Consider the following 25,502-nt stretch of genomic DNA (forward strand, 5'->3'; position numbering starts at 1 on the left):
GTCAGGACTTGCGGCCCAGGCGCCAGGTGCGCTCATAGGCAAGCAGCTGGTCGTAGCCGGCCGCGCGCAGCATGCCCGGCGGCGGCGCATAGGTTCGGCGCAGATAGCCCCGCAGATTGCGCTCCAGCACCTCCCGCACGGGATGAACACCGTCGTAGCGTTCGAACAGAAGCGCTGCACGTTCGTGGAACCGGGCCATGAAATCCGAAGAGGCCCCGGTGGCGAAGGGTTTGCGCACCACCGGTATCTCTTCATGGAGCGCGGTGGCGCCCCGTTCGCGAAGCCGCTGGAAGAAATCGAGATCCCCCACGATCCGCCAGCGGGTATCGAACGCCAGCTCCTGTGCGAGGCTGCGGCGCACGAAACTGGCCTGGTGGTCATTGACCGACCCGGCCCAGAACATCTCGGGCGGCAGGTAGTCGTGTACCGAGCCGTCCTCCGCCCGGATCGCCTGACCGACGAACAGATCGATCCGCGTCAGGAGCCTCTCGGAGACGCGGGAGAGGACATCCCTGTCGACAAGAACGTCACCGGCGTTGAGAAACAGCACCCACTCCCCCCGCGCGCGCGCCAGCGCCCGGTTCATCGCGTCGTATATCCCGTCATCCGGCGCGGTTTCGAGATCGTCGATCCAGGTCCCGAAACAGGCCAGCGCCTCGGTTGTCCCATCGGTCGAGGCGCCATCCTGCACGATCACCTCGTAATTGCTCATGGCCTGCCCGAAGACGCTCGACAGGGTCGCGATGACGCCGGTGACATCATCCTTGACCACGGTGATGATGGAGATGAGGGGCACCGGGCGGGTCATGTATCCTCCGCGGCATGGATCCCGCCCAGCACAAGACGGGGCCGGTCCGGATCCGGCGCCGTGACGGGCGGGTCGGGAAGCGTGATGTGCACGATCGACGGACCCGATCCAAGCGGCAGCGGTATCTCTACCGGGACGAGCCGGCCGGGGCCCGCGGCCACGACCTGCTGTTCATGGCTCTGCCCGTCGACACGAACATTCAGACGCAAGGGCGACTCGCCCGGATAGATCCGGAGACAGAACCCCGAGACCGGCACCGACAGGCCGATGGCGCAGGTTCCGCTGTCGTTCTTGAGCGCCACCTGCGGGGGGCTCTCCTCCGCCCCGGCCCAGCTGTGCCAGCCATCCCGGGGTTTCCAGTTCAGGATGGGGCGATTGCGCGGCCGGGCCGCGGGTGGCGTGCGTGGCGGAGCAGCCCCGGTCACGGCGAGTTCGGCGAAAAGTCTGCGGAACGCATCACCCGAGAGACTGCGCAGCCAGCGGGCCCTGCCGAAATCAGCGACCGCGACGGGATCGAAGCGGTCCTCCTCGATCAGCCGCAGAAGCCAGCGCCGGACGGCGCGGGTCATCGGACGGCGGGCGACCCGCCTGAGCGCATTGTCAAAGGCCGGCAGGACCCGGTCTACGGGAAGAAGAGCGGGCCGCTGCGCACGCAGAAAGACCGTGACCAGGGCACGGGCCTGACGGTCGAGATCGGCATGCGACAGACCCGGCGCGGAGCGGTTGTAGACCGTTCCGGCAAATCCCCCGGACCGGACCCAGCGATGCCCGGGCAAAGCGGCGAGGCGCAGCTTGAACTCCCAGTCCTCATAGAGGCTCCCCGTCAGATCATAGCCTCCCACCGCGAAATAGCTGTCGCGCGCAAAGGTCAGGTCGCGCGGGATCATGCCCTCGCGGGACAACAGACGGCCATAGAGTACCTCCGGTGTGCCGGAGCCGTAGAAGAGGGCCGTGTCCTCCAGCAGGTGGCGCGTGGGGCTTTCGGCCAGAAGGACATCGCTGAAGGCCACGCGGGTCGGATCCCCGTCCAGCACCCGGGCCTCGCCCTCGAGCTTGGTGGGCCAGTAGAGATCATCACCGTCGAGCTGGGTGATGAAATCGGTGCCGGCCCGCGTGAAGCCGATATGACGCGCCGCGGCAGGGCCGAGATTGGTATCGAGCCGGACAAGGGTAACCTGGGCGAAGCGCAGCTCCAGCTCGGCCAGCAAGGCGGCGCTGTCATCGGTGGAGCAATCGTCGACCACCACGATCTCGTCGAAGGGAACGGTCTGCTGCAGGCAGGACAGGACCGCGTCGACGGCCAGCAGGCCGCTGTTGTAGGAGGTGACGACGACGCCGAAGCTGCGCCCGGCCTTCAGGGCGGCGGCCTCCGGGTGAGGCCGGAAAGACGGCCGCCCAGACCAGGTCGCGGCACCCGGGCTGTCACAGATATCGTCGATGAGCGCGGCCAGATCGGTGGGATGGGGCGGGCGCTGCATGATCTTCACGAAGGGCGTGACCTGCTCCATGAGCATCATTTCATGCAATGCCGTCCCCATGAGACCGGCATCCGCGCCGGCGATCGGCAGACGGTAGGACCCAGAGCCATAGCGGTCAGGCAGCGCCGCGGCGAGGTGTTGCGTGGGCGCGGACCCGAGAGCCGGTTCGAGAACATCGCGGCAATAGCGCGCGAAGAAGGGCTGCAGGTGGTCCATGTCGGCCACGGTCAGGTTGACCGCCCCCGCTTTCGGGCCCGCGGCGATCTTGGCGCCGAGATGGATCTCGGGGGTGCCCGGCCGGCCAAGGAAAGCCGCGATCGCCTCGAGGGCCGCGACAGGATCGGCGGTCAGCGCCTCATGGCAGACCAGGTGCACGCGGGACGGATAATCGCGCGCCACGGCGCACATCTCGGCGGTGAAGGCCGCGACCCAGGCGGCGGACCACGCGATCGAGCGCCGCCCGTCGGGCAGCGCGGCCGCATCGATCCCCGGCACCGGTGGGCGGGTCAGCAACTCGGCCTTGAACCGGGGCCGGTCATCGCTGTGGAATTCCTCGCCGAAGAAGGAAAACATCCCCAGCCCCGAATTGATCGTGTCGACCGGGTTGCGCAGGCAGGCGATGACCTGCAGATCCGCGAACCGTTCGAGACCGGCCCTCAGGCGCCCCGCACCCCGGATCACCTTGGCGAGGCTGGCATCGGGCCGCCGGTCCCGATCGCCATCGAAGGGTGCATCGAACAGGCTGTCGAGAAAGGCATCGTGGCGGGGATCGCCGGGACCGTCGAGAAAGAGCGGCGTGTTGAGATGCGTGTCGAGCCCGGCATGGGACAGATCGCCCGGACCGAAGCTCTGCCCTTTCATGCGCGGGGCGCGGATATCCCACAGGTAGGGTTCGTAGCGGAAATTGACCGCCTGCCCCCCGGTCAGGAGAAGCTGACCGACCTGGCGGTAGATCAGCGTTGTGGCCGACCGGCCGACGCCACTGACAAGGATCCGCTGCAAGGGTGCTCTCCGAACTGACATCCGCCCGCCGGGCGCGGGATCGGCACAAGGCCGGTTCTATCGCAGGCTTCGGGGCGCTGTCCATCGCGGGGCGCGCAGGTCCGCCATGCGCGCGTCCGGGATCAGCCGTCCCGCGCGATCCGACCCGCCACCCAGGCGAGATAGGCCCGTTCCGGAGAGGACAGGCGCGGCCGGCCGGTGGCGGCCCAGAAGCCGCGCCACTCGGCCTCGAGCGCATGCACATCCCAGCCGGGCGCGAGGGCGCGGACCTTGTCGGCGGTCTCCGGCCCGAAGAGCGGCCCCTGCCCCACGGCCCTGTCGGTCTCGACCAGGCGGCGGCGGGTGACGCGGATGATGTCGCCCTCGTCCTCGGACAGCGCGTAATCGGGCAGCGGATCGGCGGCGATCATCTTGCGGATGGCCGCGCGGAACACGCGCACCGGCGCATCCGATCCCGCCTTGGCATGCAGAAGCGGCAGCGAGATGCGCCATTCTCTCTGGGCGCCGCAATGCTTGCGGGCCAGTTCGTAGATCCGCCTTTCGAGCGGTTTGCGCAGGGTGAAGTAATCCCGGCTGAGGGTGAGGACGGATTTCGACAGCACCGCCCGGTAGAGCCATTCGCTCAGCGTGACGGTGACCGAGACCATCCGCCCCTCGCGGGATTTGGTCGACCGGGTGCGGCGCACGATCTCCCAGCTTTCGATCAGGCCGAAGCCGGTTGTCGTCTCCTGCCCGCCCTGGGCGAGATTGGTGGTGATCCGGGTTCCAGCCAACCGTTCGAAGGCCTCGCGCAGGCGCACATAGCTGTCGCCCCCGGTATCGCGGCGGGTGGCGACCAGCAGGTCATGGGCGGTCAGCCTGAGCGTGCGGCTGACCTCGCGACCCGCATTGAGCGCGGCCATCAGCTGGCTGATGCAATAGATCAGGATATCCTTGTCGTGGATCGTGGCGCGCCCCCGCACGGAGGGCGTGACGGTCACCTCGACCCCGTTGTGTTCGTAGCGCCTGATCCGCCGGTCGGGCCGGGTGGAGAGCGAGAAGAGAGGATGCTCCATCGAGGCCAGGTCATCCTTGGGACTGGCATCGAAGATGTCGCAGACAAAGAAGTCGCGCATCGCAGAAGGTGTCTGCGCCGTGGTCATGACCCGCGGCAATCCGCAAAGGAAATCTGCATCACCTGCCCGTACATACCGATCTGCCTCTCGCGGGATCTGTGCGCCCCGCTTGTTCTCCCCGATAGCGGTGCCGCGATGAGGCGACCCGGTTCGGGGTTTCAGTGACACTCAGCCTAGAGTTATCCACAGATTCGGTCCAGCCCGGGCGGCCGGGAAATCGTCGTATCGGAATCGGCTGGTCGGAGGTTCGGAATCGCGCAATCGGGGTATCAGAGTCGGTGCCCCAAGATGAAACAGAAAAACGGCCTTTTCTATCAACGTGTTATGGTAAATAGGAAAAACCCGTAACATATCTTCTAACACATCTATAACATTCGCCTCGAGAAGATGATGTGAAGTTCACCTGTTGAGCATGATCTGCAAGGTATTGAATTTGCATAGAAAAGAACGTCTCCTTGGCAGAAGGTGCAATCTTTTCTTTCATGTATCGCCTTTTTTGGTACTCTGACAAAAACATGATACATGAGGCAGCCATGGCGCAGGCATCAGACCCTCCCTATTTCGGTATTTCCCCCGATGAGGCAGAGGCAGAACTGGATATTCCGACGAGCACCGACGGTTTTGCGGAGATCGCCCGGGCCTGTGCCGCGGGCCGGGATGATTTGGCCTCGCGCGGGCTGGAGGAGAACGGGCAGCGACAATTGCGGCTGTTTTCCACCTGGGAGATCACCCGGTACCTGATCCCGGTGGCACCTGCGCATTTCCGCCGGGTGCTGAAGGGAAACCCGGAGCTGCCGCAGGGCCGCTCGGAAACCGATGGCGGGGCGAAATGGTTCACGCTGGACGAGGTGCTGCGGCTTCGGGCGCATTTCGCGGCGGAAGGGTCGAAGGCCAAGAACTACCTGCCCTACCGGCCCAAGGGGCTGCCGGCCAAGACGGTGGCCGTGGCAAATTTCAAGGGCGGCGTGGGCAAGACATCGACGGCGGCGCAATTGGCGATGTCGGCGGCACTCGACGGCTACAGGGTGCTGGTGATCGATCTCGACAGCCAGGGTTCGATGACCTCGATCTTCGGCGGCAAGGTCGCGGATGAATGGCAGACCGTCTTTCCCCTGCTGGCCCGCCATTACGCGGGGCATCTTCAGGCCGAGAACCGCAGGCGGATGGAACGCGGCGAGGGGCCGATCACGCTGGATGACACGCTGACCGAGGCGCTGAGGCTGCGGTCCAAGGACCTGATCCAGGGCACGCACTGGCCCAATATCGACCTGATCGGCGCGCAGCTGAACCTGTATTGGGCCGAGTTCCAGGTGCCGGTCTGGCGGATGCAGGGGCGGGGCTGGAAGCTGTGGGATGCGCTGACCGATATCCTGAGCGAAGACGGGATACTCGATGCCTATGACCTGGTGATCCTCGATACGCCGCCCGCACTGGGATATCTCACGATCAACGGGCTGGCGGCGGCGGATATCCTTCTGGTGCCCACCGGCGCCTCGTTCCTGGAATTCGATTCAACGGGTCGGTTCTTCGACATGCTGCACACCACCTTCCGGTCGATCGAGGAGGGCGAAAACCTGGCCGCCCGCGCGCTCGGCCGGCCTGAAATGGCGTTCCAGTGGGATGCGGTGCGCGCGGTCGTCACCCGGTATGACGGCAGCCAGCAGGCTGAACTGGCAGGCCTGATGCAGGCCTATCTGGGCCGGACCCTGTCGCCGCACCGGCAGGATTTCACTGCGCTGATCGGCCAGGCCGGAGAGCAGGTCCAGGGCATCTACGAGGCCGATTACCGGGATTTCAACCGCGAGACCTATGCCCGCGGGCGCGAAACCTTTGACGCGACCTATGCGGCCTTCAAGCGGCTGCTGTACGGGGCCTGGCGCCGGGATGAGCGGCTGGCCCGTGAGGCTGCGGAATGATGGCCCGGACGGGTCACGGCCAAACGGAGGGCTGATCATGGCGAAACGCAAACGTCTGGGACCCCCGCGGCTTGATGCCGGGGGTGACCCTGCCGGGGACCGGCCCGGGCTTGGCATGTTCCCCGATGCGGGCCCCGCGCATCGGGCGCCCATTGCCGATGTAGCCGGGGATGCGGCGTCACAGGCGGCGTTGTCGGAGTTGAGCGAAACGCTGCGCTCGGCCCGGGCCGAGGGGCGGATGATCCTTCGCCTGCCGCTGGACCAGATCGACGAGAGCTATCTTGTGCGTGACAGGGTCGTCCTTGACGACGAGGAGATGCAGACCCTGACCGAGAGCCTCGAGCGGCGGGGTCAGCAGACGCCTGTCGAGGTGGCGGAGCTGGGCGAGGGACGGTGGGGCCTGATCTCGGGCTGGCGGCGTCTCACCGCGCTGCGTCAGCTGGCGGAGACGGGCCGGACCGGCCCCGATGGCGCCGTGTTCGACACTGTTCTGGCGATCGTGAGGCATCCCGAGGACGCGGGGGATGCCTATCTCTCGATGGTCGAGGAAAACGAGATCCGCGTTGGTCTGAGCTATTACGAGCGGGCGCGGATCGTGGTCAGGGCTGCGGATCGCGGGGTGTTCCCCTCAGATCGCGTCGCGCTGGCCGAGTTGTTCCACGCGGCCTCGCGCCCCCGCCGATCGAAGATCGGCAGCTTCGTTCGGATCGTTCGTGCGCTGGATGACGATCTGCGGTTCCCGGCCCAGATGACGGAACGGGCGGGGCTGGCGCTGGCCTCGGTGCTGCAGACCGATCCATCGCGCGCGGTTGTGCTGGCCGAACGGCTGCGCGAGAGGCCGCCCCGGACGGCGGAGGACGAGGCCCGGATCGTGGCCGAGGTGGTGAAATACGGCATGACGGGACGGCCCGAGGGGGAGAAGGCCGGGGAGGCGCCTGCCCCGTCGTCGCGCCGCAATCCGCCCGTCGAATCCTTTGCCATAGGCTCTATTTCAGTGACGACATTTGCGGATGGCCGGATCACGTTGTCCGGCCCCGGGACGCAGGACGGAACCTTTCGCGACAGGCTCTTTTCCTGGCTTGACTGGGACAATCGCGAATAGGCAAAACTTAACATAATTTGTTTCGCGCGCGAAACGCCGTGTTCCATGTCTGGTTGTGGCTTCGAGCCGGGGCGTTATGGTTTGCACAAGACCGGGCGCGCATGGATGGGGCGGATGCAAACAGAGCTTTTCATTACGACGCCGTGCCTGAATGCGGTCCGGACGATCGACCAGACGATCCAGAGTGTCGTGAGCCAGGCCGGGCCTGTTCGTCTGCGCTATCACGTCCAGGATGGCGGTTCTTCCGACGGAACCTGGGAACGTATCCTGTGGTGGCAGGACATGCTGGCGGGTGGAGGCTGGCCCCTCGCCTGTTCCGATCTTCAGTTCACTTGTCACCAGGCGCCGGATGGCGGGCTTTACGATGCAATCGTGTCGGGTTTTGCCGCGCTTGAGCCGGGCGAGAACGCGTTTCTGGCCTGGATCAATGCCGATGACATCTATCTGCCCGGCAGTTTCGCCTTCATTGCCGCCGCGGATCGCCAATTTCCGCCCGAGGCGATGGCCTGGATCGGGGGGAGCGTCTCTGTCATCAGGGAGGATGTAGTCGTTGCCTCCCATGACAGGGAACTTCCGACCGCCGTGATCCGGGCTGGATTATGCGATCATGCGCATTGGCATTTCGTGCAGCAGGAAGGCTCGTTCTTCCGGGGCTGGCTCTGGGACAGGGTCGTGCCCCACGAGACGATCCGCCCGATGAAACTTGCAGGAGACTGGAACCTCTGGCGGCTCATGGCGGGATATGCGGAGCTTGTTCAGGCGGGACGGCCGCTTGCCTCCTTTCGGGTCCGTCCGGATCAATTGTCCGCCACCCAGGCAGAGGCCTACAGGGCCGAGATCAACGCGATCCTGCCCGAGGCCTTGCGCCGACAGGCCTTCGAAGAGATCGCCTCCGGCCCCGCGCCCACGCGGCTGCGTCTGGAAAGCCGCTTCGCGGCGAGGGCTCTCACCCTCGTGGAAGAGGCCGTGGACGGGCGGCACTATACCCGTTTTCCCGAGGCCTACGACGCGACCGATTTCAAACCCATGCGCCGCATCCGCATGAAGGGCAAACCCGATGCGCCGGCACCGGACGCGCAAATCCAAGGCGGCGGCCTTTCACAGGCTGCGAAGGATCGGCTGCGCCATGTTCGGCGCAACGGCTGGCTTCAGGCGCTCGATGACGGGTGGCAATACCCCGCGATCACGGAGGAACATGCCTTCCGACGCCTCGAAGCGATGGGCGGATTGCCCGATGGCGTGGTCTACGTGGCCTATCCCTGGGCTACGCTGATCGATCACCTTCAGGCCAGGGGCGTCGATGCACAGGCGCAGCAGGAAGTGTTCGAGGCATTTTGTGCGGGGCTGCCGCAGGACGGTATCCGGGTCACTGTCTGTCAGCACATCCTCTTGCCGCGCTATCTGAATCTGTTCCGGCAGGCCGGGATCGACCACATCTTCTGGCCCCATGCGACCGAGGCGGACCTTGGGGCAGAGGCGCCGCGCCTCCATCCGTTTCCGCTCTATCCCGTCCAGGTGCCCGACCAGGTCGCCTGCCGGCCGGAAGAGGATCGGCCCCACCTGTATTCCTTCATCGGAGCGCGGGCCAATCCGCATTACCTGACCGAGGTCAGAAGCTGGATTCTAGATCATCTTGGTGACCGGCCCGAAGGGCTCGTTCGAGGGCGGGAGGACTGGCATTACGCCAAGGTCGTCTATCATCATCAGATATGGCAGGTGACCGAGGGCGGAGCCGAGGCGCTTGTCGACGATGCCGCGTCCCGAGAGTTCCAGGAGGCGCTGTCGCGGTCGGTCTTCGCGCTCTGTCCGTCGGGATCCGGGCCGAACTCGATCCGTCTGTGGGAGGCGCTCGGGGCCGGGGCGATCCCTGTCATCCTGTCGGATAAACTGGCCCTTCCGGGGGATCCCCGCCTCTGGGCAGAGGGCGCCGTCTTCTGTGCAGAGACGCCCGATGCCGTTGCGGGCCTGCCGGACCGCCTTGCATCGCTGGCCGGAGATACCGCCCGTCTTGCCGCCATGCGCAGGGCGGGTCAGCAAATCTGGGATCTCTATGGTCCGGACGGTTTTGTCACCGATGTGCTGGAACTGGGTACAGAGATCTCCGATGCGGCAGAAGGGCAGGTGGCCTCGTCCTCCGTTCTGCGTCTTGCGCGGCGCGTGCTTGCGTCCACCCGGCCCGATCCGATGGAAGCAGAACTGCTGCTGAATCTCGCGTCCCCGGAAGTGCCCGATACCCTTGCCGCAACACGGGATCGTTTCGCGGCGAACATACCAATCAGGGCAGCACTCGCCCGGGCCTCCGCACGGCTGGGGTCCCATTATCCTGCCCTGTGCGATGCTCGCTTGGCATCGGGCGGCGAGACCCCCGATGGCGGTGCAGATCTGGTCGCTGAATCAGAGTCTGTTCTGCCTGATCAGAGCCTGTTTCCCGGAGCTCTCGCCTCTGCGGCAAGGCAATTGCGGATCGATATCGGCTCGGACCTGTCCGAGGCGGAAATCGCGCGTCTCCACGCCCGGCGCAAGGCTGCGATCGCCGCGTCGGATCTACCCGAGGCTGCGCTCCTGTCGGATCACCATGCGGCGCTTTACAGGCTCTATCTTAACCGTGACGTCGGGATGCAGATCTCCGATTGTCTGACCCGCTGGCGCACCTGCCCGATCGAGGAGGATCGTCTCGCGGAGGAGGACGGGCGCTTGCCCGATCCGCTCCTTGCGCGGTTCTCTCGTCTTTACGGCCGCACCGGTATCTTGTGGTCTGCCGCTCCGCAGACCGCGACGGCGGTCGAGGCCGTGGTGCTGGGCGCGGTGCCGGCCTGTCCCCGTGTGCCGGGCCTCGACAGGCTTATCCCGGAGGAGGCCAGGATCGATCTCTCGGGTCTCGATCCTGAAGAGGGGCGCCGGGGCGTCGCATCCTTCGTTACCGATGCCCGTTTCGCTTCAGACTGGCTGGCCGCCCGTGCCGTCCTGCGCACTCGCCTGTCCGATCCCGACCGTCTGCGCGCAGCACGTCATGCAATCATAGTGTCGATGGTTGCGCCTGATTAGTCTCTGTTTCGGTGCGAACAGGCTCTAGGGCAGGCGGAGCCTGAGCCATCTGAGCGGGGCGGTCAAACGCCATGAGGTGGAGGCGTGCAGCTCCGCGATTTCGTGCCGAAGCAGGGCATTCTCTGCTTCGACCCCGGAAAGGCGGGTCTCGGTCTCTGCGACCCAGCTTTCAAGTGCGGCCCGGCGAAGCGCGTGGCTGACCTCGGCCTCCTTCGCCTCATCATGCAGCCGCAACGCCAGTGTCTCCAGCCTGCCTATCTGGGCCCGCAGGCAGGCGATCTCGCGGGTGTCGCTGCGCGGGCTGACATCGGGTGTCGTGTCGGCGATATGATCGGTCATGAGATCGCGACCTTGTCCAGTGCTGCACTGGCTCATGAGACAGGGTTTTCCGGTCAAGGCCAAGGCCCCCGTCGTCAGGATTTGTCGAGAAGGTCCGTCGCCGGATTGTCGGTGATCTCGACGTCTCCGTAATAGGCCTGTGCCTGAGCCGCGGATTTATGCAGCGACAGCCGCATCGCGGCCTGAAGCGGCGCGCCGTCAAGGGCGGCCTGGGTCAGAAAGCCCGATCTTAGACCATGGGCCGATGCGAAATCGGCGCCGCGCCCGCTTTGCTCGAGACAGCGCTTCACGATCTGGCCGATCCCTGCCGGACTCAACGCCCGGGTCCCGGGCCTGCCCGTTGTTCCGATCTTGCGAAACAGGGCGCCGTCCCGAATTTCCGCGGCGTCGATCCATGCCGTGACGGCGCGCGCCGCGCGGCCCTTCAGGACAAGTTTCGGTGTCTGCTCCTGCCGGGTGGTCTTGGTGTCACGCAGACGCAGCCAGACGATCCCGTCACTGTCGAAATCGCCCAGATCGACATCTTCCCGCCTGAGGGTCGCAATCTCGGACCGGCGCCTCCCGCCAGAAGCCCAGCCAAGCAGCAGGATCGCCCGATCCCGTATGCCGCGCAGCCCGGGACCCGCGGCCGCGCACATTTCGTCCACGATTTCGCGTGTGATCGGATTGGCTGATTTCGGGGCAGCCGGCCTGCCGGCCGCGCGGCGGGCCTTGGAACGGGCCTGACGGATCAGGGGTGCATCGAACGGGGAGGGCAGGTTCCGCATCCGGTGAAAACTGCGCCACGAGGCGATGCGCCGGTCCAACGTGCTGGGGGCGGGACATTCCAGCGAACGGCGCAGACCCTGCGAGATCAGGCTTTGTGCCACGCGGGCCGCGTCTCCGCTGATGTCTTGCAGGTCGCGACTGTGATCGAGAACAAACCGCATGGCGACCGCTTCTTCCTCGGGCCAGGCCAGATCGGTGCCGAACGCCGCCATTTTCCACGCGGTGATATAGGCAAGGTCGCGTTCGTAGGCCCGGATCGTATTCGCAGGGGTTCCGCGCACGAAAAGATCAGACAGAGCCTCCAGCGCCTCGTCATCGAGGTTCGTTTCCCGCGGCGTGACAAGGTTTGGCATGGCGTTTGGGGCTTGACCTTCATAAGATACGATAACTGAACATTATCGTATCTAACATAGATCACACAAGAAGCATTAAGTGGTATTCAAACATGATAAAAAAAGATTATTAAAAGTAAATTAATCCTATAAATATTGGCCATGACGGCTCCAAGCTCATCTCCTGAATTGCCCCGTTCCGTCTGGTTCATGGCCGGTCTCTCTGAAGACGGGCCGTCCGAGTCGCATCCCGGGCGGGAATTGTTCGACCCGGGACCGTGGTTACGCGCCCAGTCGGATCACGTGGTCGAACTTGCAGGGTTATGTGCCGATCTCGGGCGGCTTGACGAGCGCTTGCACAGGGGCCCCGCAGGCTGGAGGCAGAGGCTCGCCCTGGCCGAGGCCGTGGGGCTGAGCTGGTGGGCCGGGGACAGGATCGGCGCGGAGCAGCTCTCTCTGTGGCAAGCTGCCCGCCTGTCGGGGCCGGACGAGGATGCCCTCGGGCTGGCCCGGGCGGGATGGGCCTTGCGCCGCTTGTCCTCGGGGCCGGAGCCGGCCGCGGATCCCGGTCTCTTTCTCGAACGTGCCGGTGCGGGTGACCCGGGGACAAGCGATCCCATCGCCGATGACCTGGCAGAGGTTCTGGAAGGAACGGAGGGCCTGCATCCCGTGGTCGCGGCGGCACGGCTTTTTCACTTGTGGAAGCGGCGCGGACCTGTCGGGCCCGCCGCGATGATCGAGGCGGCGGTGCTTGCCATGCGGGTGGCGCGTCCTCGCCCCATCGGGGTGGAACAGGGTCTGATTTTCCTGCCGCTTGCGCGGCGCTCAACCCTTGCGCTGACGTCCTCCGGCCCGCCGTCCAATCGCCTTGCGGCCTGGTTGCAGCAGGCCCATCAGGCGGTTCGGTCCGCCCTGTCCGAGACCGACAGGCTCCTGTCCTGGGAGGAGATCGTGCGGCAGCGTGTCGAGCCCCGGCCCGGCGGATCGCTCGATGCCGTGATCCACCTCCTGCGGGACTGGCCGCTTGTCTCCGCCCCGATGGCGGAGGCGCAAACCGGCTCGAGCCGGGCCACGGTGCAGCGGCATCTCGCCCTGCTCGAGGCGCAGGGCCTCACGCGCGAGGCCAGCGGTCAGGACCGCTACCGCATCTGGTCAGCGGCGTTCATCGACTGATCGGAAAACAGGTCGCCGGCCCGAGGCTCTGTCTGGTGTCGCGGACATGACACGCTGCATCAGCTTGTGATTGAGTAGGGTTAGTTAATCTGATAGCCGAAATCAACGCCAGAAGGGGAAAGTTGTCTTGCGGGTAGTCTTCCATATCGGTTTGAACAAGACTGGGACCTCCAGTCTTCAGAAGTTTCTCAGTCTCAATCCCGACAATCTTGCCGATCAGGGCTGGCTCTATCCGCAGGCTGGCAGCGACGGCGTCGCGCATCACGAGCTGTTTCACGCGGCCCATCGCGGGATCGGCCCCCTCAAAGAGCTGCGCGACGCGATCGAAGCCGAGGCCGAGGCCGCCGGAGGCAAGAACGTTCTGCTCTCGACAGAGGCGCTGCACGACACGCCGCATGTGGGCCGCATCGCCGAGGCCTTCGAGGGCTGCGAGGTGCAGATCATCATCTTCCTGCGCGATTACATCGACTATCTCAGCAGCTGGTATCGCGAGGACGTGCAATCGAGCGCGCTGTGCAGCGACTTCGAGAATTACGCCGTGCTCAAGCGCAAGCCCTTTGTCCCGATCCTCAAACGGTGGGAAAAGTTCTTTGGCCGCGACGCGCTCCATATCCGCGACTACAACCGGCAGGTCCTGCGCAACGGATCCAGCATCGACGAGATACTCTGCGGCATCCTCCGCATCGAGAGCATCGAAGGCTGGAACACCCCCGGATACGAGAACAATCCGAGCGTCTCGGGCAACCTTCTGTTCTTCAAGCGTCTGATGAACAACTTCATCCCGCGCGACGAGGCCTCGACCTATGGCTCGGAGATCATGGATCTGGCCAAGACGGACCCGACCTTCCGTCAGCCCATGCAGATTTCGGCTGATTTCTGCAGCTACCTGATCGGCAGCCAATATGCCGCCGATCTTAACCAGCTCGAAGGGGATTACGGCTTCAGCCTGAGCCTGAAACCCCCGGGCCGCGAAGGATCGCTGATCCCGGATCTCGACCGGCTGAAATCCGACTACGAACTGATCCAGGAGACCTGCCGCGAACAGGACTTCCGCTTTGGCGACCGGCTGGCGCAATTCGCGCCAGCCTTGTGTCTCTAGCAACCACGGCGGTTATCGCCGTAGGCAAGCCTCAGTTCTTCTTGATCAGTTCATAACCTTGACTGTCCATCCTTCTCAGGATGCGGCGGGCCTGCGTGTGGAAGGTCGCACTCTCCTCTTCCCAAGAGGAGTGGCGACCCTCGTCGCCCATTTCTGCCCAGCTGTCAGCATACTTGTTCGCATGAAGGGCATGCGCCAGATCAATGACCGTTTCGAGTGGAAATTCTTCGGAGGATGAAGTCGTTTTTGTTGTCTTGAGAGCCATTATAGTCCCTTTCTCAGTTTTCAGATTGAAGTAAGATTTTTTTTTATGGCGTCTGAAAGATCCTTAGCGAGTTGCGCCGGTGTTCTGGGCAGGATGTTTTCAATTCCCACCTCGTTGTAGAGTCGGTAGGAGCGATCGCAGAGCGTTTCAAAATCGATGATTTCTCCGGGCTGCTCGGTGCCCCTCCCACATACGAACAATTCGCTTGCACGATAGGGCAATTGAAAAGCCTGACGAACCGATGGCGTCGGAGGGATGACGGTGTCATTTGTCAGGTTATGAGGGAGGGTGGAGGTATCGATCCAGCTGGCGTTTCCCCCAAGGGCAGTATTCACAAGTCGTTCCGCCATCAGGCTCAGGGTTCTCAAGCTGGGATGATTGATCGTCAGCATCCCGACTTCCTGTCGGTTGATCGTGTCGAATATGTCGCCGACCTTTACGTCCAACCCCGCCTCACGCGAGCGGATCTCGTCGTAGCTGTCGACCCAGACCTGTTCCACGTCATAGACTGGCGTGACGATTTCGTTGCGCCAGATCGCGGCCACCTCTCTGACCGATAGGCCGTTCACATAGCCATAGATCGCGAGGGAACTGTGATAATCTCCGATAGGGGACTTCAGGCGGGCATTCTTGGCATTGTCCACATAGACGATATCGGGATGCAGTCCCGAGAAGAATGGCACGGCGTAGCTTATGATCTTGTCTTTGAAGCTGTTCTTTAGATTGGTGAGGGCGAAGTCCCCCCAGTTCGCGTTATGTGGCACCGTGAAGATGATGTCGAAGCTATTGAGCCGGGAAAAAAGGTCCTCTTTTTTCTCGGGGGTCAGCGCATAGAGCGCCACCGCTTCCACTTCTGTGAAATGCCCACTGTGTCGCAGAAGTTGCCCGGTCGTGTGCGAGGTGCAATTGGCGATTACGAGGGCCTTCATGCGGCCGCTCCGGTCATCCCTGGCCTCAGAAACTGCGCGATCTGCGTCGGGCTCCGGTCGCGCAGGATGTTGCGGATCACCGCTTCGCGGGGACGGCTGAAGGCGGTCAGGAGATCCTGTTGTCGCCTGAGCGGGATGGAGGTGAAGATCAGGTCGGTCCGCGACCCGAAATATCCACGGATTGTCGATGGCAAATCACGCATTGGAGGGAAACCTGTACTTCCAGAGCATGTTCATCCGATCGACGAACTGCAATAATTTGAAATCCATATTGATGGAATAATCCATGATCTTTTCCATATCTCTCTCAAGCCGATCATAGTCGGGGCAGAGAGATCCTTTGATCGGCTTGTCGATTGCCCTGATATTGAAATTATAAAGACTATTCAGATCTCGCCGATCATTTCGATATTGAAATTTAATGCGGTCAATTTGATTCTGCTGAACAGCTATTCTGCCTCCGAATGTTGGATCCAGATCGACCATATCGGAGAACTCATTTGCTATCGAAAGGGATTCTTCTTTTGAAAGAAACACGTTCAGGACACGCTTGAAGAACAGGAGGTTCCCAGAGACGCTGGGGTTGGATGCAATCTTCACTTTTGCCAGATGTCGGGAAATCTCGGGATCAAGAAATTGAAGGAAGTCGGCGACGATGTCCCGTTCTTTCAGCGCGTCCCGCTCGTAATGCCTGACGATCACATTTTCCTGACCATAGGCCTCGACCCACCCATTGATCATTGTCATGTGGTTGGCAGGGTGGTGGTCTATGAACTCGTCCAGTGTCATCGAAGTATTCCGTGACTGGATCGCCTGTTGATACCACGAGGTCAGGTAGACGGCGTGTTCCCGAATGTAGACGATGACCTTCGTCCGGCCGCGAGGACATAGCGGCAGGACGTTGGAGGGGTGTTGGATCGTGTGGAAGTTCTCACTGGAGAGCAGACAAATGTCATGACCTTGGCATTCTGCATGCAGTTGCTCGATCCAGTTTTCCGACATGCCCAGTTCGTCCAGCTGCACGCCCTTCAAGGCACGGGACACATTGTGGTGCGCTGCGGTTTCTATGCCGACCGTTGGATAGGCGATACCATATTCGGACAGCAGAGCACGGTTGTCGAAGAAGATGCGCTGGAGGCTGGATGTGCCTGTCTTGTTCGTTCCGATGTGAAGAAGGTATTGCATGAGTGACTTCTATCCTGCCGCTTGCCGAAATAGCAGCTCGATCATCTTCGGGGTCCTCTGGCGCAGGATGTCGCGGATCGCGGCCTCTCGTGGTTTGTTGAAACCCGGCATCAGATCCTGTTGTCGCCTGAGCAGGATGGAGGTGAAGATCGGATCAACGAGGCAGTCGTACAGCGCCTGCAGATTGTCCAGCGACCGGGCCTCGCCGAAGATCGGGCCGGACACTTCCCACGGATTGAGGTCGCCGCAATCGCTGCGGATATCGAAGCTCAGATCCGCGGCCAGTCGGCCCGAGGCCACGGTATCCGCGACCCGGTAATCGTGTCTGTCAAAGGGCTTGTCGCCCAGATGCAGCCGGATGGAGCAGGGCAGATCGAGACCCTCGAACATCGCAAGCCCGGGCAGGGCCGCGATGCCCGCCTTGCCCAGGGGATGCGCCACGACGCCGCCTGCTTCCGAGCAATGGACGATCTCGAACTTATGAGCGCGGCCGGTCTCTGAACCGGTCGTGACCGGGCCCGCGGGCAGTTCGGCCAGCACCGGCACTTGATCCGATTTCAGACCTATCCGGGCCTGAAGCGACCGGGAGGTGACGATCACCCTTTCGGCCTGCATGGCCAGCACCGCGTCATGGGCCGGATCGACCGTGCCGATGAACAGCAGCGCGGACCGCGTGTCCAGAAAACGCTCCGGATCGTTGGTCAGAAGAATGGTCGTGCCGGGATCATGGCTCTCGGACAGGCCGAAATCCAATTCCCCCGTGCGGTGGAGCCGGGTTACCAACTCCGACATGATCCGGGCAAAGTGCCCGTCCCGGGGATCGACGTGATAGCGAAATTCCAAGGTTGGCCTCACATTCAGAACGTAGGGAAGGGCGGTCAGGCGATCGCGAAGTCCGACAGCTTCAGGCACAGCATCCGCCCGTGCGGATGTTCCTGTGACCCGGTCGGGGTGAAGAAGGGTTGCCCGCCCTTCAGCTCGACAAAGGCCACCCGGCTTCCCTGGGGGGTCGCAGGGTCGACCGTGATTTCGACATCCGTCTTCGACGTCATCTGCACGCGGACCCCCTGGCTCATCGCCGAAACCTTGGCGACGCCGCGCTTGGCTTCGATCGAGAAGGACAGGGTGGCCGTTTCATTGGGCCGGCGTATCCCGATCACCGCGGATGGCATGCGGGTCCATACGAGGGTGTTTTCCGGGGCATGACAGCCAAGCAGCAACAAGGTGTCGAGGATCGGATGTGACTGGTCGATCTCGTCGAGCCTGAGGTTGTGCACCCCGCGCAGGAACAGGTGTGTCTGCATGGCATCGCGAACCTGTCCGATCTTGTCGGACAGGCCCGAAAGTTCGGCCCCGAGCGACTGGCCCTTGTCCCGCTCGCCGGAGAACCGTTCGCGTTCGTGGGCCATCAGGGCGCCGACCAGGTTCTCGTAATCCCGGGCCTGCCGGCCGATCAGCGTCTGGCCCACCCGTTCGTAATAATCCTGCAGCATGTCGTCATTGTCGAGGAAGACGATCGATCTGCGCACGATCGGCGGAATGGAGGCCAGATCGATCGTGCCGTTGGCCGGGCGCTTTTCAAGGAAATGCCGGATCAGAAGCAGTGTCTGTTCGATCGCGGAAGGCGGAACCAGTTTTGAAAAGGCCGTCAGTATCTCTTCCACGTCCGGGCGGCGGCTGCCCGGCATGAGAGCCATGCACTCCAGGCTGAGCGCCTGGATCTGCTTGGCGGGCTCGGGAGTACGCATGATATCGATCCCGCTCATCCTGCGGGCCTTTTTCCGCACCACCCCGTCGAGGGTCGCGCGGTAGCGGGCCGCTCCGGCATCGTCGGCGCGGGGGCGCGCGGGTTTGCACGATGCAATCAGCGTTTCGAAATAGCGCTGCGCCGTGTGATCGGCGGCATAGGCGCGGGCCCCGTCCGACAATTCCGTGAATCGTGCCGGCTCAAGCGCATCTGCGATCGAAGAGGCGATGGCCGTCGAAGAGAGCGTATGGACCTTCTGAACGACCGTGTCCGGCAGATCATCATAGCACCCCGAGGCAAAAACGACCACGGGGACGCCCACGGCCACCTGTTCGGCAAGGGACCCGCTGGCCGTTTCTGTATTGGGGTGACGGATATTGACGAACATGTGCGAGCTGGCCTTCAGCGCGCGCAATTCCGTTTCCGAGACATTCGGCGCCACGGTGCAGGTGAAGGTTTCGTGGGACGCCTGCTCGGCCAGCCGGAGGATCCTGTCGTAATAGGTCGTATGTCCCGGTCGACCCGCGATCCTGTAGCGGATCGGCCGGTTCAGTTCGCGGGCGACACTGGCGATGGCCGGGATCAGAAGGTCATAGTTCTTCGGAGGTGAGATATCGCCGAAAGACGAGATCCTGATCTCTTCAACCGGTGGTGCGGGCTGCTCGGGGACCGGCTTCTTGTCGGTGGGCAGGAACAGGCGGATGAAATCGAATTTTCCCAGCTTCGAAAGCTCGCGCTCAGCAAAGGCCGAGTGGACGACCACCTGGGTCGCATTCGAAAGAAAGGGCTCGATCAGCGGAAAATCGATGCAGGCCGGTGTATCCCATGGGGCGTACCGGGCGCGTCCGGGCGCGATCGTGATCCGCGACTTCTCGAGAACCTGAGCGCCCTCTTCGCCATAGTAATCGAGAAGCATGCCCGCATAGAGCGCCGGGTTGGCGTTCTGTTCGAATATCACGTTGGCCCAATAATGCTGCATCATGATGTCGTGCACGATCACGATCCCGGAATGCGACAGGCACAGCCGGTTGATCGCGCTGTGATTGGTCACGTTGTTGCCGATATTGAAGATCGTCAGATCATAATTGGCCGCGAAGAAATCGGCGTCGTGCCACGGCTGCAGGATCGTCGCGGGAACCGGGGGCACGAGGTAGTGACTGCTGGGTTCGATGAACAGATCGACAGTCAGATCGGAGGTCTTGCCTATCGTGTCCGCACCGGCTCGCAGGATCGAGTGGGAATGGTGCGAGATATCCGAAAATCTGGATAATGGGCTTAACCAAGCGATACGCATCAGGCAACTTTGAACTTAGAAAAAGGTATGAATCCTGAAAACACAGATGCCATATGCTGTCCAGACCGCGTCATTGGAAAAGGGTGTGTCCTGTCTGGCGCACCATAGTGTGCGGGAACAGGTTTGCAGATTTTCCGGCATGGGGTGGACCGGGCTTCCCTTCGCCATGCACGATTTTTCATCGCCTCGGAGACGGTTTGAACGCCTGTCAGGCGACAACGGATCTGTCCCAACGCGGCGTCATCGGCCGCGATCAGACGTCGGGGTGCGTTTGCAGGATGTGGATAGCGTCGAAGACGAAAGCCTTTCCCCGTGGCCCGGCCAGGATCACGTGGTAATCATGCGCCGGCTCGGCGATCTCGACCGATGCGAGAATTGACAGGCCATCGCATGGGGCGACATCCGGCAGCGACAGGAGCTCGTCGGTCCCGGCCTCTTTCGAGACGAACCTGATGGACAGGGCCGACACGTCTTCCACCTCCGAAAGTTCGATGGCGAGCCGATATCTGCCGGGGGTCAGATAGACGCCCGGACCATAGAGAATGGCGCCCCGGTCCTCTGGCAGGACGCGCAGCCTGCCATTGCGCAGATAGCCGCCCACCACCCCGCCGCGATCCGTGAAATAGGCCAGTTCGTAGGAACGGTTCCTTCGGTAGCCATAGATGCCCCGCGTCTTCCAGATCACGCCATAGACATTACCCTTGGCCAGCCCCTTTCCATCGAGACCAGGCCCTGTCTTGCGCCGATGGGCCACAAGACGGGAGGGGCAGCCGGGGTGGTCGAAAAGCAGCGTGGGCAGCGGATCGGTGGGGTTGAGAAGAAGCCCCGTGCCCGGGTTCAGCTCTTCCGGTGCGCAGGTCATCGCCAGGCAGCGCCCGAACAGGACAGGCCCTGTCGGGGCCATGTGGTTCGGCCCGTAATACTCGGAGTGCACGTTCGCGATACAGGTCTCGATTGTCTTTTGCAGCGCGGGATGGCCGGGCGGGCTATAGATCAGCCCGTTCAGGCAATCCGAGGGTGCGGCCGACATGATGTCGCGGAAGACCGTCAGCCTGCCGTCCTCGACGGGGAGGGGGGCCTGGAAATTGATCGAGATGTCGAAATAGATCCCGCCCTGCAGGTAGAGGATGCAATACCGCGCCAGATCGGCCTTGTAGGCATAGGGCACCAGCGTGCGATAGGCCTGCAGCACCTCGGGCGGGAATCCGTCATGCAGGCGCGCCTCGATCTCGTCGTTGAACAGGACATGGTGCGATATGTCGGGATGCTGCCGGGTGAAGCTTTCGACATTCTCGGTCAGCTGATCGGGAAGTCCGGAGGCATCGTCATCGCGATCCTGTATGATGATGCTGAAGGCGTCCAAGTCTCTCTCCCTTTTCTGGGTTCCGGCCCTCTCGCTGGCGGGCCGCTGGCGGCGATATCCGCGCCATGCTTGCGCGTCGTTTCTTCGAGAGACGCGAGCCGTCCGGACGGCTGTGACAGGGCAGGCGGAGGATAGATGTGCTGGTCGAGATTGGCAAAGGCGTGTATTTCTCACACCGGTTTCGGAGCAACGGCTTTCATCATCAGAGTGGTCTCGAGGGGCCATTCGGAATAATGTGTCCTCGTCAGGGCAAGAGGCCGGGCGAAACCGTCAGACCGTGTCCCACAACCATGTTCAAGGAAACCATCCATGTCCGACGTCCCGGCCAACAAGCCCATCGTTCTTGCCATCGGCCGCAACCTGAACCGCATCGATCTGAAGCTGGCCAATCCCGAGGCTTCGCCCGAAGAGGTCAAGGCCGCGTGGCAGGAAAACCGCGCTGATTACATGAAGAAGGGGCGCCGCCTGCTGACGGCTCTCGAAAAGCAGGGCTTCACCATCACGGCGCCCGGGAACGTCTCGGGCGAGGGCTGACGCGCCTTCCGCGATAACCGGTCATTCCGCCCCGATGCGGACGGGCTGATCTTCCGCCAGGGCCTCGGCCACGATCTCCTTTGCTGTCTCCTCCAGGCTGGTCAGCCGGCTGGGCGGCAGACCGAGGTCGATGGGGGCATAGTGGCGCCCGCTGAGATCGGCGAAGGCCACGGGCAGGCGCAGCGCGGCAAGCCCGGCCTCGGTTTCCAGACGGGACAGGCGGTCGGTTTCCAGCCCGTCGAGATCGATGATCAGATCCGCATGGGCCTCGGCCTGGGCACGCGCGGCATACCACAGCGTGGCGTGGATCAGGAAATGCTGGTCGAGGCTGTAGTCATGATAGCATTCACCAAGATGCCCGTGGAAATAGAACTGGAACGCCTCGTCCCGGACCGGCACATGCCGGGCGAGGGCCCGCATCAGGGACCGTTGCGCGTTGAAATAGAGATACGCGAGGTTGTTGCGCAGGAAGCCGTGCACCCCCTTGACCTGAAAGCTCAGATACGAGCCCCAGACATCGCGCAGGTTCCGGTTCAGATAGACATGGGTCGCCTCTGGGAAAAGCCGGCACATCTGATCCTGCCTCAGGGCGCTCCGGTTGAACTGCAGGAACAGGTTCTCTGTCCGCGCGGCCCCGATCAGCCCCCCCACATAGGTCGCGACAGCCGTGTCGTAGCCGTCGAAATCGAGCATGTAGCTCATCCGCCGGTCATAGCCGCGCACGCCGCGTTCACCGGGGGTCAGCAGCCCCTCGTATTCCGCGAAGAGCCAGTCTGATCCCGGCCCGGATCCGGTGTCCGCACCGGCATGGCGGAAGGACCGGCCGGAATGGCGTTCGCGGAACTCCTCGAGCTTTTCGGGCCTGAAGAGCGCGAGGTCCTCGTGGAACGGTTCGTAATAGGCCGTCCAGTCCCGGGCCTTGCGCACCTTCTGGAAGATATAGGTGGAGCCTGAGCGGAACAGGCTGTGCATCATCACCAGGTTGCTGCCGTCCGAGCCGGGCTTGTGGGGCCCGTGGATCTGACCCGGAGAGACCTGCAGCACGCGCTTGAACCGCTCGAGCCGGGCGGCATCGGCAAAGCCGCCGGGATCGGCCCTGAGGGCCCTCGCCACGGCGGCGCCCTGTTTGAGGTTATGCCGGATATAGGGCAGGCTTTGGCGGCTTTTCGACGGCACGTCGTCGCCGATATGGAAGGTCAGGTTCTGCGCCGGGAAATAGCCGATCTTCCGGGCCCGGGCGATCAGGTTCCAGAACACCACCCGCCCGATCAGATGCACCCCCACGAGCGTTTCGGCGAACTGGCAGGCCTCGAGGATCTCGCGCGAGACGACGAAACAGTCGAAGCCCGGATGATCTGTCCCCATCTCGGCGTAAAGCTCGGTCAGTTCGGCGGGGCTGGTGAATGTCTTGGGCAGGGTTCGGCGATTGATGACAAGCGCGTCGTGCCCCTCGGCGATCCGGTCTGCCACGAAATCGTAGAAATGCGGCAGAAGACCGATATCGCTGTTGGTATAGACCACATGCGTGATCTCGTCGGGCAGGTCGGCCAGAGAGAACACATCCGCCAGAAGCGGCAGCTTGCGCGCGTCCTCGACGATCCCCAGATCGCGGGCCGAGCGATACAGTGGCAGTTCGAGATCGAAGGCCGCGGCCTGGTAGCCTGCATCCTCGGCAAAGCGGCGAGCCACCAGCGTGACCTTGGCATCCCGGGTTGCGTCCTGCGCACGCACCATCGAACGGTAGACGATGGGCTGCGCGATATAGAGATCCGAGGTCCTTGGCATGCGCACCGGGTTGACCACATGGGCGATGCGCGGCCGCCCGGTCCGCACCGGCACATCGCGCAGATCCCCCAGCCGCAGGAAGCCCGGGTTCTCCGCTTGCCGGTTGCCGATGAAGCGCGGATTGGCCCCGGCCCAGTCGGCCAGCTCGTCGCGGGGCGCCTCGAACAGCCGGGCGAGATTGACCTCGAGGTTCATCTCGTATTCCGCAAAGCTCGCGCGCGAGAAATTGGCGAGCTTCGTGAGCGTGTCGAAGCCCTCCTGTTCGACCCGGGCGATCGTGTCCATCAGGCCGGCGATGTCGGGGGCGTCATGAAATCCCTCGAGCGCGGGCAGCCCGTCCCAGCCGGTCGCCGTCGAGATCACCGGCACACCGTGGCTCAGTGCCTCGACGCTCTTGATCTTGAGCCCCGTGCCGATGAGCGTCGGGTTCACGTAGAGATCGATCTCTTCCATGAAGGCGCCGATGTCGTGGACATAGCCCTCGAACCGCACGCAGTCGTCGTCCAGTTCGGGCCGATCCTGCAACGTCTTGATGATATTGCCCCCGATATGGAGCGAGAGCCGCGAGCCGGTGGTCCGGACATGGGCGATGAAGGCCGGGATCAGCGCCTCGAGGGAATGGATGTTGAACTTGTTCGACGCGCCGATATAGCCCAGCCGCTCGACCCGGGTATAACGCTTCTCGACGAAGGCGTTGGGCGTGGAATGGCCCACCACGACGACGGGCCGCCCGGCGCGCTGGAAATAATCCACCTCGTTGTCCTGGATCGACAGGACCACATCGGCCCGGGCCAGGCCGCGCAGCTCCTCGGCCTCGGTGGTGTGATAGAAGCCGGGCGCGACCCCGAGCGCCTCGAACAGGTGCCGCCGCGACAGCTTGTCATGGGTGTCGAGGATCTTGGCCACGCCCTCGGGCAGCGCGTCGAGATAGGCGGACTGGAAGACATAATTCGTCAGGCAATGGGTCACGCCATAGCGCCGCGCGAGCGCAGGCAGGACATCACGCAGATGCGGGTTGATCCAGTCATCGAGCGCGAAATCCGCGCCAAGCGTCTTCTCGAACCGGTGCCCGGAGGGAAAGACATCGACACTGTCCCAATCCGCCTCCATCAGCATCTTCATCCGAGTCAGATCGACCTTCTCGCAGGCCGTGTAGACGAAATGGATCCGATGCCCCCGCGCCTTGAGCAGGCTCAGAAGCGAATGGATCCGCCGCCGCGCGCCATTCTGCGGCGGGTGGGACGAGACAGGCGAGATGACAAGGATACTGGACACGGGGAGAGCTATTCAGTCCTAGGCTAAACTACGAACTCAGCAGGAAGTAACAGACACCCTCGTATCGGCCAAGCTACCTCCGTCACGCGCCTTGAATGCCCCATGTTTTGTGTGCTTTGCATAGAGCATTTGCGATAGTGACGAGCTTGCGCGCGACCGCAGTGATGATGACCTTGTGCGGTTTTTCGGCATCGCGCAGTCTCTGCGCGAAGGCTTTCAGTATGGGTTGTGATGTGCGGCGACGAGAGCGGCCTGGAACAGTACATGCCGCAGAGCGCGCCGTCCCGGCGATCGTGCGTTTGCCCCGCAATCCGGCCTTGGTGCGGTCAATCCGACGCCCGCGCCTCCCTTTTTGGCGCCCAGACTGGACGCCGTGCGGTGTGCCTTCAGGTAGGTCGCGTCGACCATGACCGTCTTCTTCTCGCCGTGATCCGCCGCCAAGCTGGCCATCATCTGAGCGAAGATGCCTTTGTCACTCCACCGCTTCCAACGGTTGTAGAGTGTCTTATGTGGGCCGTATTCCCTGGGTGCATCCCGCCACCGCAAGCCATTGCGATTGATGAAAACAATCCCGCTCAAAACCTACCGGTCATCGACGCGAGGCTTGCCATGGGGCTTTGGAAAGTAGGGCTCCAGACGCGCCATTTGCGCTTGCGACCGGGCCTCTTGCCCCCGTGCCGGGCGATCCCCATCGCAACAAGGAGTAACCCAAATGACCAACCACTACGTCGCTACCGTCCCCGTCAAGTTCACCGACACCGATGGTCAGGAGCGCACCCGCTTCCAACGCGTGGGCGCCATGTTCCGCAACACCCGCAACGGGGATGGCTCGGAGTTCTTCAGCCTCAAGGGAGCCATCCACAAAAACCTATCGGCCTTGGCCTCCCGGTTTTTGCGGCAGAGTTTTGGGGACCCAAATCTGTCCCTCCTTGACCCTGCCTGTCCGCC

The 25,502-nt window shown here is 63.1% G+C and carries 20 protein-coding genes and 1 pseudogene; 7 read left to right on the forward strand and 14 right to left on the reverse strand.

Annotated features, from left to right (window positions below):
* Nucleotide 1 precedes the first annotated feature (1 nt).
* The 3 genes from EP376_RS18515 to EP376_RS18525 all read right to left on the reverse strand — a co-directional run bounded on the left by EP376_RS18515 (nucleotide 2) and on the right by EP376_RS18525 (nucleotide 4,430).
* Nucleotides 2–808 (reverse strand): glycosyltransferase, encoded by an 807-nt coding sequence (locus tag EP376_RS18515; RefSeq protein ID WP_127657117.1) that lies wholly within the window; start codon nucleotides 806–808, stop codon nucleotides 2–4.
* Nucleotides 805–3,288, reverse strand: coding sequence for a glycosyltransferase (locus EP376_RS18520; protein ID WP_164744988.1), 2,484 nt, complete (start codon nucleotides 3,286–3,288; stop codon nucleotides 805–807). The genes EP376_RS18515 and EP376_RS18520 overlap by 4 nt, the downstream gene beginning before the upstream one ends.
* A 122-nt stretch (nucleotides 3,289–3,410) precedes the next feature.
* On the reverse strand, nucleotides 3,411–4,430 hold the full coding sequence (locus EP376_RS18525) for a replication initiator protein A (RefSeq protein WP_238928905.1): 1,020 nt from the start codon (nucleotides 4,428–4,430) through the stop codon (nucleotides 3,411–3,413).
* Nucleotides 4,431–4,936: 506 nt separating this feature from the next.
* Here EP376_RS18525 and EP376_RS18530 point away from each other — a divergent pair.
* The 3 genes from EP376_RS18530 (at nucleotide 4,937) to EP376_RS18540 (ending at nucleotide 10,466) form a co-directional block, all read left to right on the forward strand.
* The gene (locus EP376_RS18530) at nucleotides 4,937–6,319 is read left to right on the forward strand and encodes an AAA family ATPase (RefSeq protein WP_164744989.1); all 1,383 of its coding nucleotides are present in this window, start codon (nucleotides 4,937–4,939) and stop codon (nucleotides 6,317–6,319) included.
* A gap of 37 nt (nucleotides 6,320–6,356) precedes the next feature.
* Nucleotides 6,357–7,421 (forward strand): ParB/RepB/Spo0J family partition protein, encoded by a 1,065-nt coding sequence (locus tag EP376_RS18535; RefSeq protein WP_127657120.1) that lies wholly within the window; start codon nucleotides 6,357–6,359, stop codon nucleotides 7,419–7,421.
* A gap of 114 nt (nucleotides 7,422–7,535) precedes the next feature.
* Entirely contained in the window at nucleotides 7,536–10,466 is a 2,931-nt protein-coding gene (locus tag EP376_RS18540; RefSeq protein WP_164744990.1) for an exostosin domain-containing protein, read from the forward strand.
* A 24-nt stretch (nucleotides 10,467–10,490) separates the two neighbouring features.
* Here EP376_RS18540 and EP376_RS18545 read toward each other — a convergent pair whose 3' ends face one another.
* Nucleotides 10,491–10,805 (reverse strand): hypothetical protein, encoded by a 315-nt coding sequence (locus tag EP376_RS18545; RefSeq protein WP_127657122.1) that lies wholly within the window; start codon nucleotides 10,803–10,805, stop codon nucleotides 10,491–10,493.
* Between the two features lie 74 nt (nucleotides 10,806–10,879).
* Complete coding sequence (locus tag EP376_RS18550; RefSeq protein ID WP_127657123.1) at nucleotides 10,880–11,926, reverse strand: tyrosine-type recombinase/integrase; 1,047 nt, start codon at nucleotides 11,924–11,926, stop codon at nucleotides 10,880–10,882.
* A gap of 189 nt (nucleotides 11,927–12,115) precedes the next feature.
* Here EP376_RS18550 and EP376_RS18555 point away from each other — a divergent pair, with 189 nt between their 5' ends.
* Together EP376_RS18555 and EP376_RS18560 are read left to right on the forward strand one after the other, a co-directional pair.
* The gene (locus EP376_RS18555; RefSeq protein WP_127657124.1) at nucleotides 12,116–13,078 is read left to right on the forward strand and encodes a hypothetical protein; all 963 of its coding nucleotides are present in this window, start codon (nucleotides 12,116–12,118) and stop codon (nucleotides 13,076–13,078) included.
* Nucleotides 13,079–13,205: 127 nt separating this feature from the next.
* Nucleotides 13,206–14,177, forward strand: coding sequence for a hypothetical protein (locus tag EP376_RS18560; protein ID WP_127657125.1), 972 nt, complete (start codon nucleotides 13,206–13,208; stop codon nucleotides 14,175–14,177).
* Nucleotides 14,178–14,208: 31 nt separating this feature from the next.
* Here EP376_RS18560 and EP376_RS18565 read toward each other — a convergent pair whose 3' ends face one another.
* The 7 genes from EP376_RS18565 to EP376_RS18595 form a co-directional block, all read right to left on the reverse strand.
* Nucleotides 14,209–14,442, reverse strand: a complete 234-nt coding sequence (locus tag EP376_RS18565; protein WP_127657126.1) for a hypothetical protein — start codon at nucleotides 14,440–14,442, stop codon at nucleotides 14,209–14,211.
* 20 nt (nucleotides 14,443–14,462) lie between these two features.
* Nucleotides 14,463–15,371 (reverse strand): WcbI family polysaccharide biosynthesis putative acetyltransferase, encoded by a 909-nt coding sequence (locus EP376_RS18570; protein ID WP_127657127.1) that lies wholly within the window; start codon nucleotides 15,369–15,371, stop codon nucleotides 14,463–14,465.
* Nucleotides 15,368–15,574: a hypothetical protein gene (locus EP376_RS18575; protein WP_127657128.1), complete on the reverse strand. Its 207-nt coding sequence runs from the start codon at nucleotides 15,572–15,574 to the stop codon at nucleotides 15,368–15,370. The genes EP376_RS18570 and EP376_RS18575 overlap by 4 nt, the downstream gene beginning before the upstream one ends.
* Nucleotides 15,567–16,556: a hypothetical protein gene (locus tag EP376_RS18580; RefSeq protein ID WP_127657129.1), complete on the reverse strand. Its 990-nt coding sequence runs from the start codon at nucleotides 16,554–16,556 to the stop codon at nucleotides 15,567–15,569. The genes EP376_RS18575 and EP376_RS18580 overlap by 8 nt, the downstream gene beginning before the upstream one ends.
* 9 nt (nucleotides 16,557–16,565) lie before the next feature.
* Nucleotides 16,566–17,399, reverse strand: coding sequence for a hypothetical protein (locus EP376_RS18585; RefSeq protein WP_127657130.1), 834 nt, complete (start codon nucleotides 17,397–17,399; stop codon nucleotides 16,566–16,568).
* A 35-nt stretch (nucleotides 17,400–17,434) separates the two neighbouring features.
* On the reverse strand, nucleotides 17,435–19,597 hold the full coding sequence (locus EP376_RS18590; protein WP_127657131.1) for a glycosyltransferase: 2,163 nt from the start codon (nucleotides 19,595–19,597) through the stop codon (nucleotides 17,435–17,437).
* A 253-nt stretch (nucleotides 19,598–19,850) separates the two neighbouring features.
* Nucleotides 19,851–20,960 carry a glycosyltransferase family 32 protein gene (locus EP376_RS18595; protein ID WP_164744991.1) on the reverse strand — a complete coding sequence of 370 codons (1,110 nt, stop codon included), beginning with the start codon at nucleotides 20,958–20,960 and terminating at the stop codon, nucleotides 19,851–19,853.
* 309 nt (nucleotides 20,961–21,269) lie between these two features.
* Between EP376_RS18595 and EP376_RS18600 the strand changes: the two genes are divergently transcribed.
* Nucleotides 21,270–21,494, forward strand: a complete 225-nt coding sequence (locus tag EP376_RS18600; RefSeq protein ID WP_127657133.1) for a hypothetical protein — start codon at nucleotides 21,270–21,272, stop codon at nucleotides 21,492–21,494.
* Between the two features lie 21 nt (nucleotides 21,495–21,515).
* Here EP376_RS18600 and EP376_RS18605 read toward each other — a convergent pair whose 3' ends face one another.
* Both EP376_RS18605 and EP376_RS18610 read right to left on the reverse strand, forming a co-directional pair.
* Nucleotides 21,516–24,554: a glycosyltransferase family 4 protein gene (locus tag EP376_RS18605; protein ID WP_127657134.1), complete on the reverse strand. Its 3,039-nt coding sequence runs from the start codon at nucleotides 24,552–24,554 to the stop codon at nucleotides 21,516–21,518.
* Between the two features lie 298 nt (nucleotides 24,555–24,852).
* Nucleotides 24,853–25,199, reverse strand: a pseudogene (locus EP376_RS18610) (transposase); the annotation flags it as partial.
* A 67-nt stretch (nucleotides 25,200–25,266) separates the two neighbouring features.
* Here EP376_RS18610 and EP376_RS18615 point away from each other — a divergent pair.
* A partial coding sequence (locus tag EP376_RS18615; protein ID WP_127657135.1) for a hypothetical protein occupies nucleotides 25,267–25,502 on the forward strand: 236 nt, incomplete at its 3' end.

It is taken from the genome of Alexandriicola marinus, from assembly GCF_004000435.1.
Taxonomy (GTDB): Bacteria; Pseudomonadota; Alphaproteobacteria; order Rhodobacterales; family Rhodobacteraceae; genus Alexandriicola; species Alexandriicola marinus.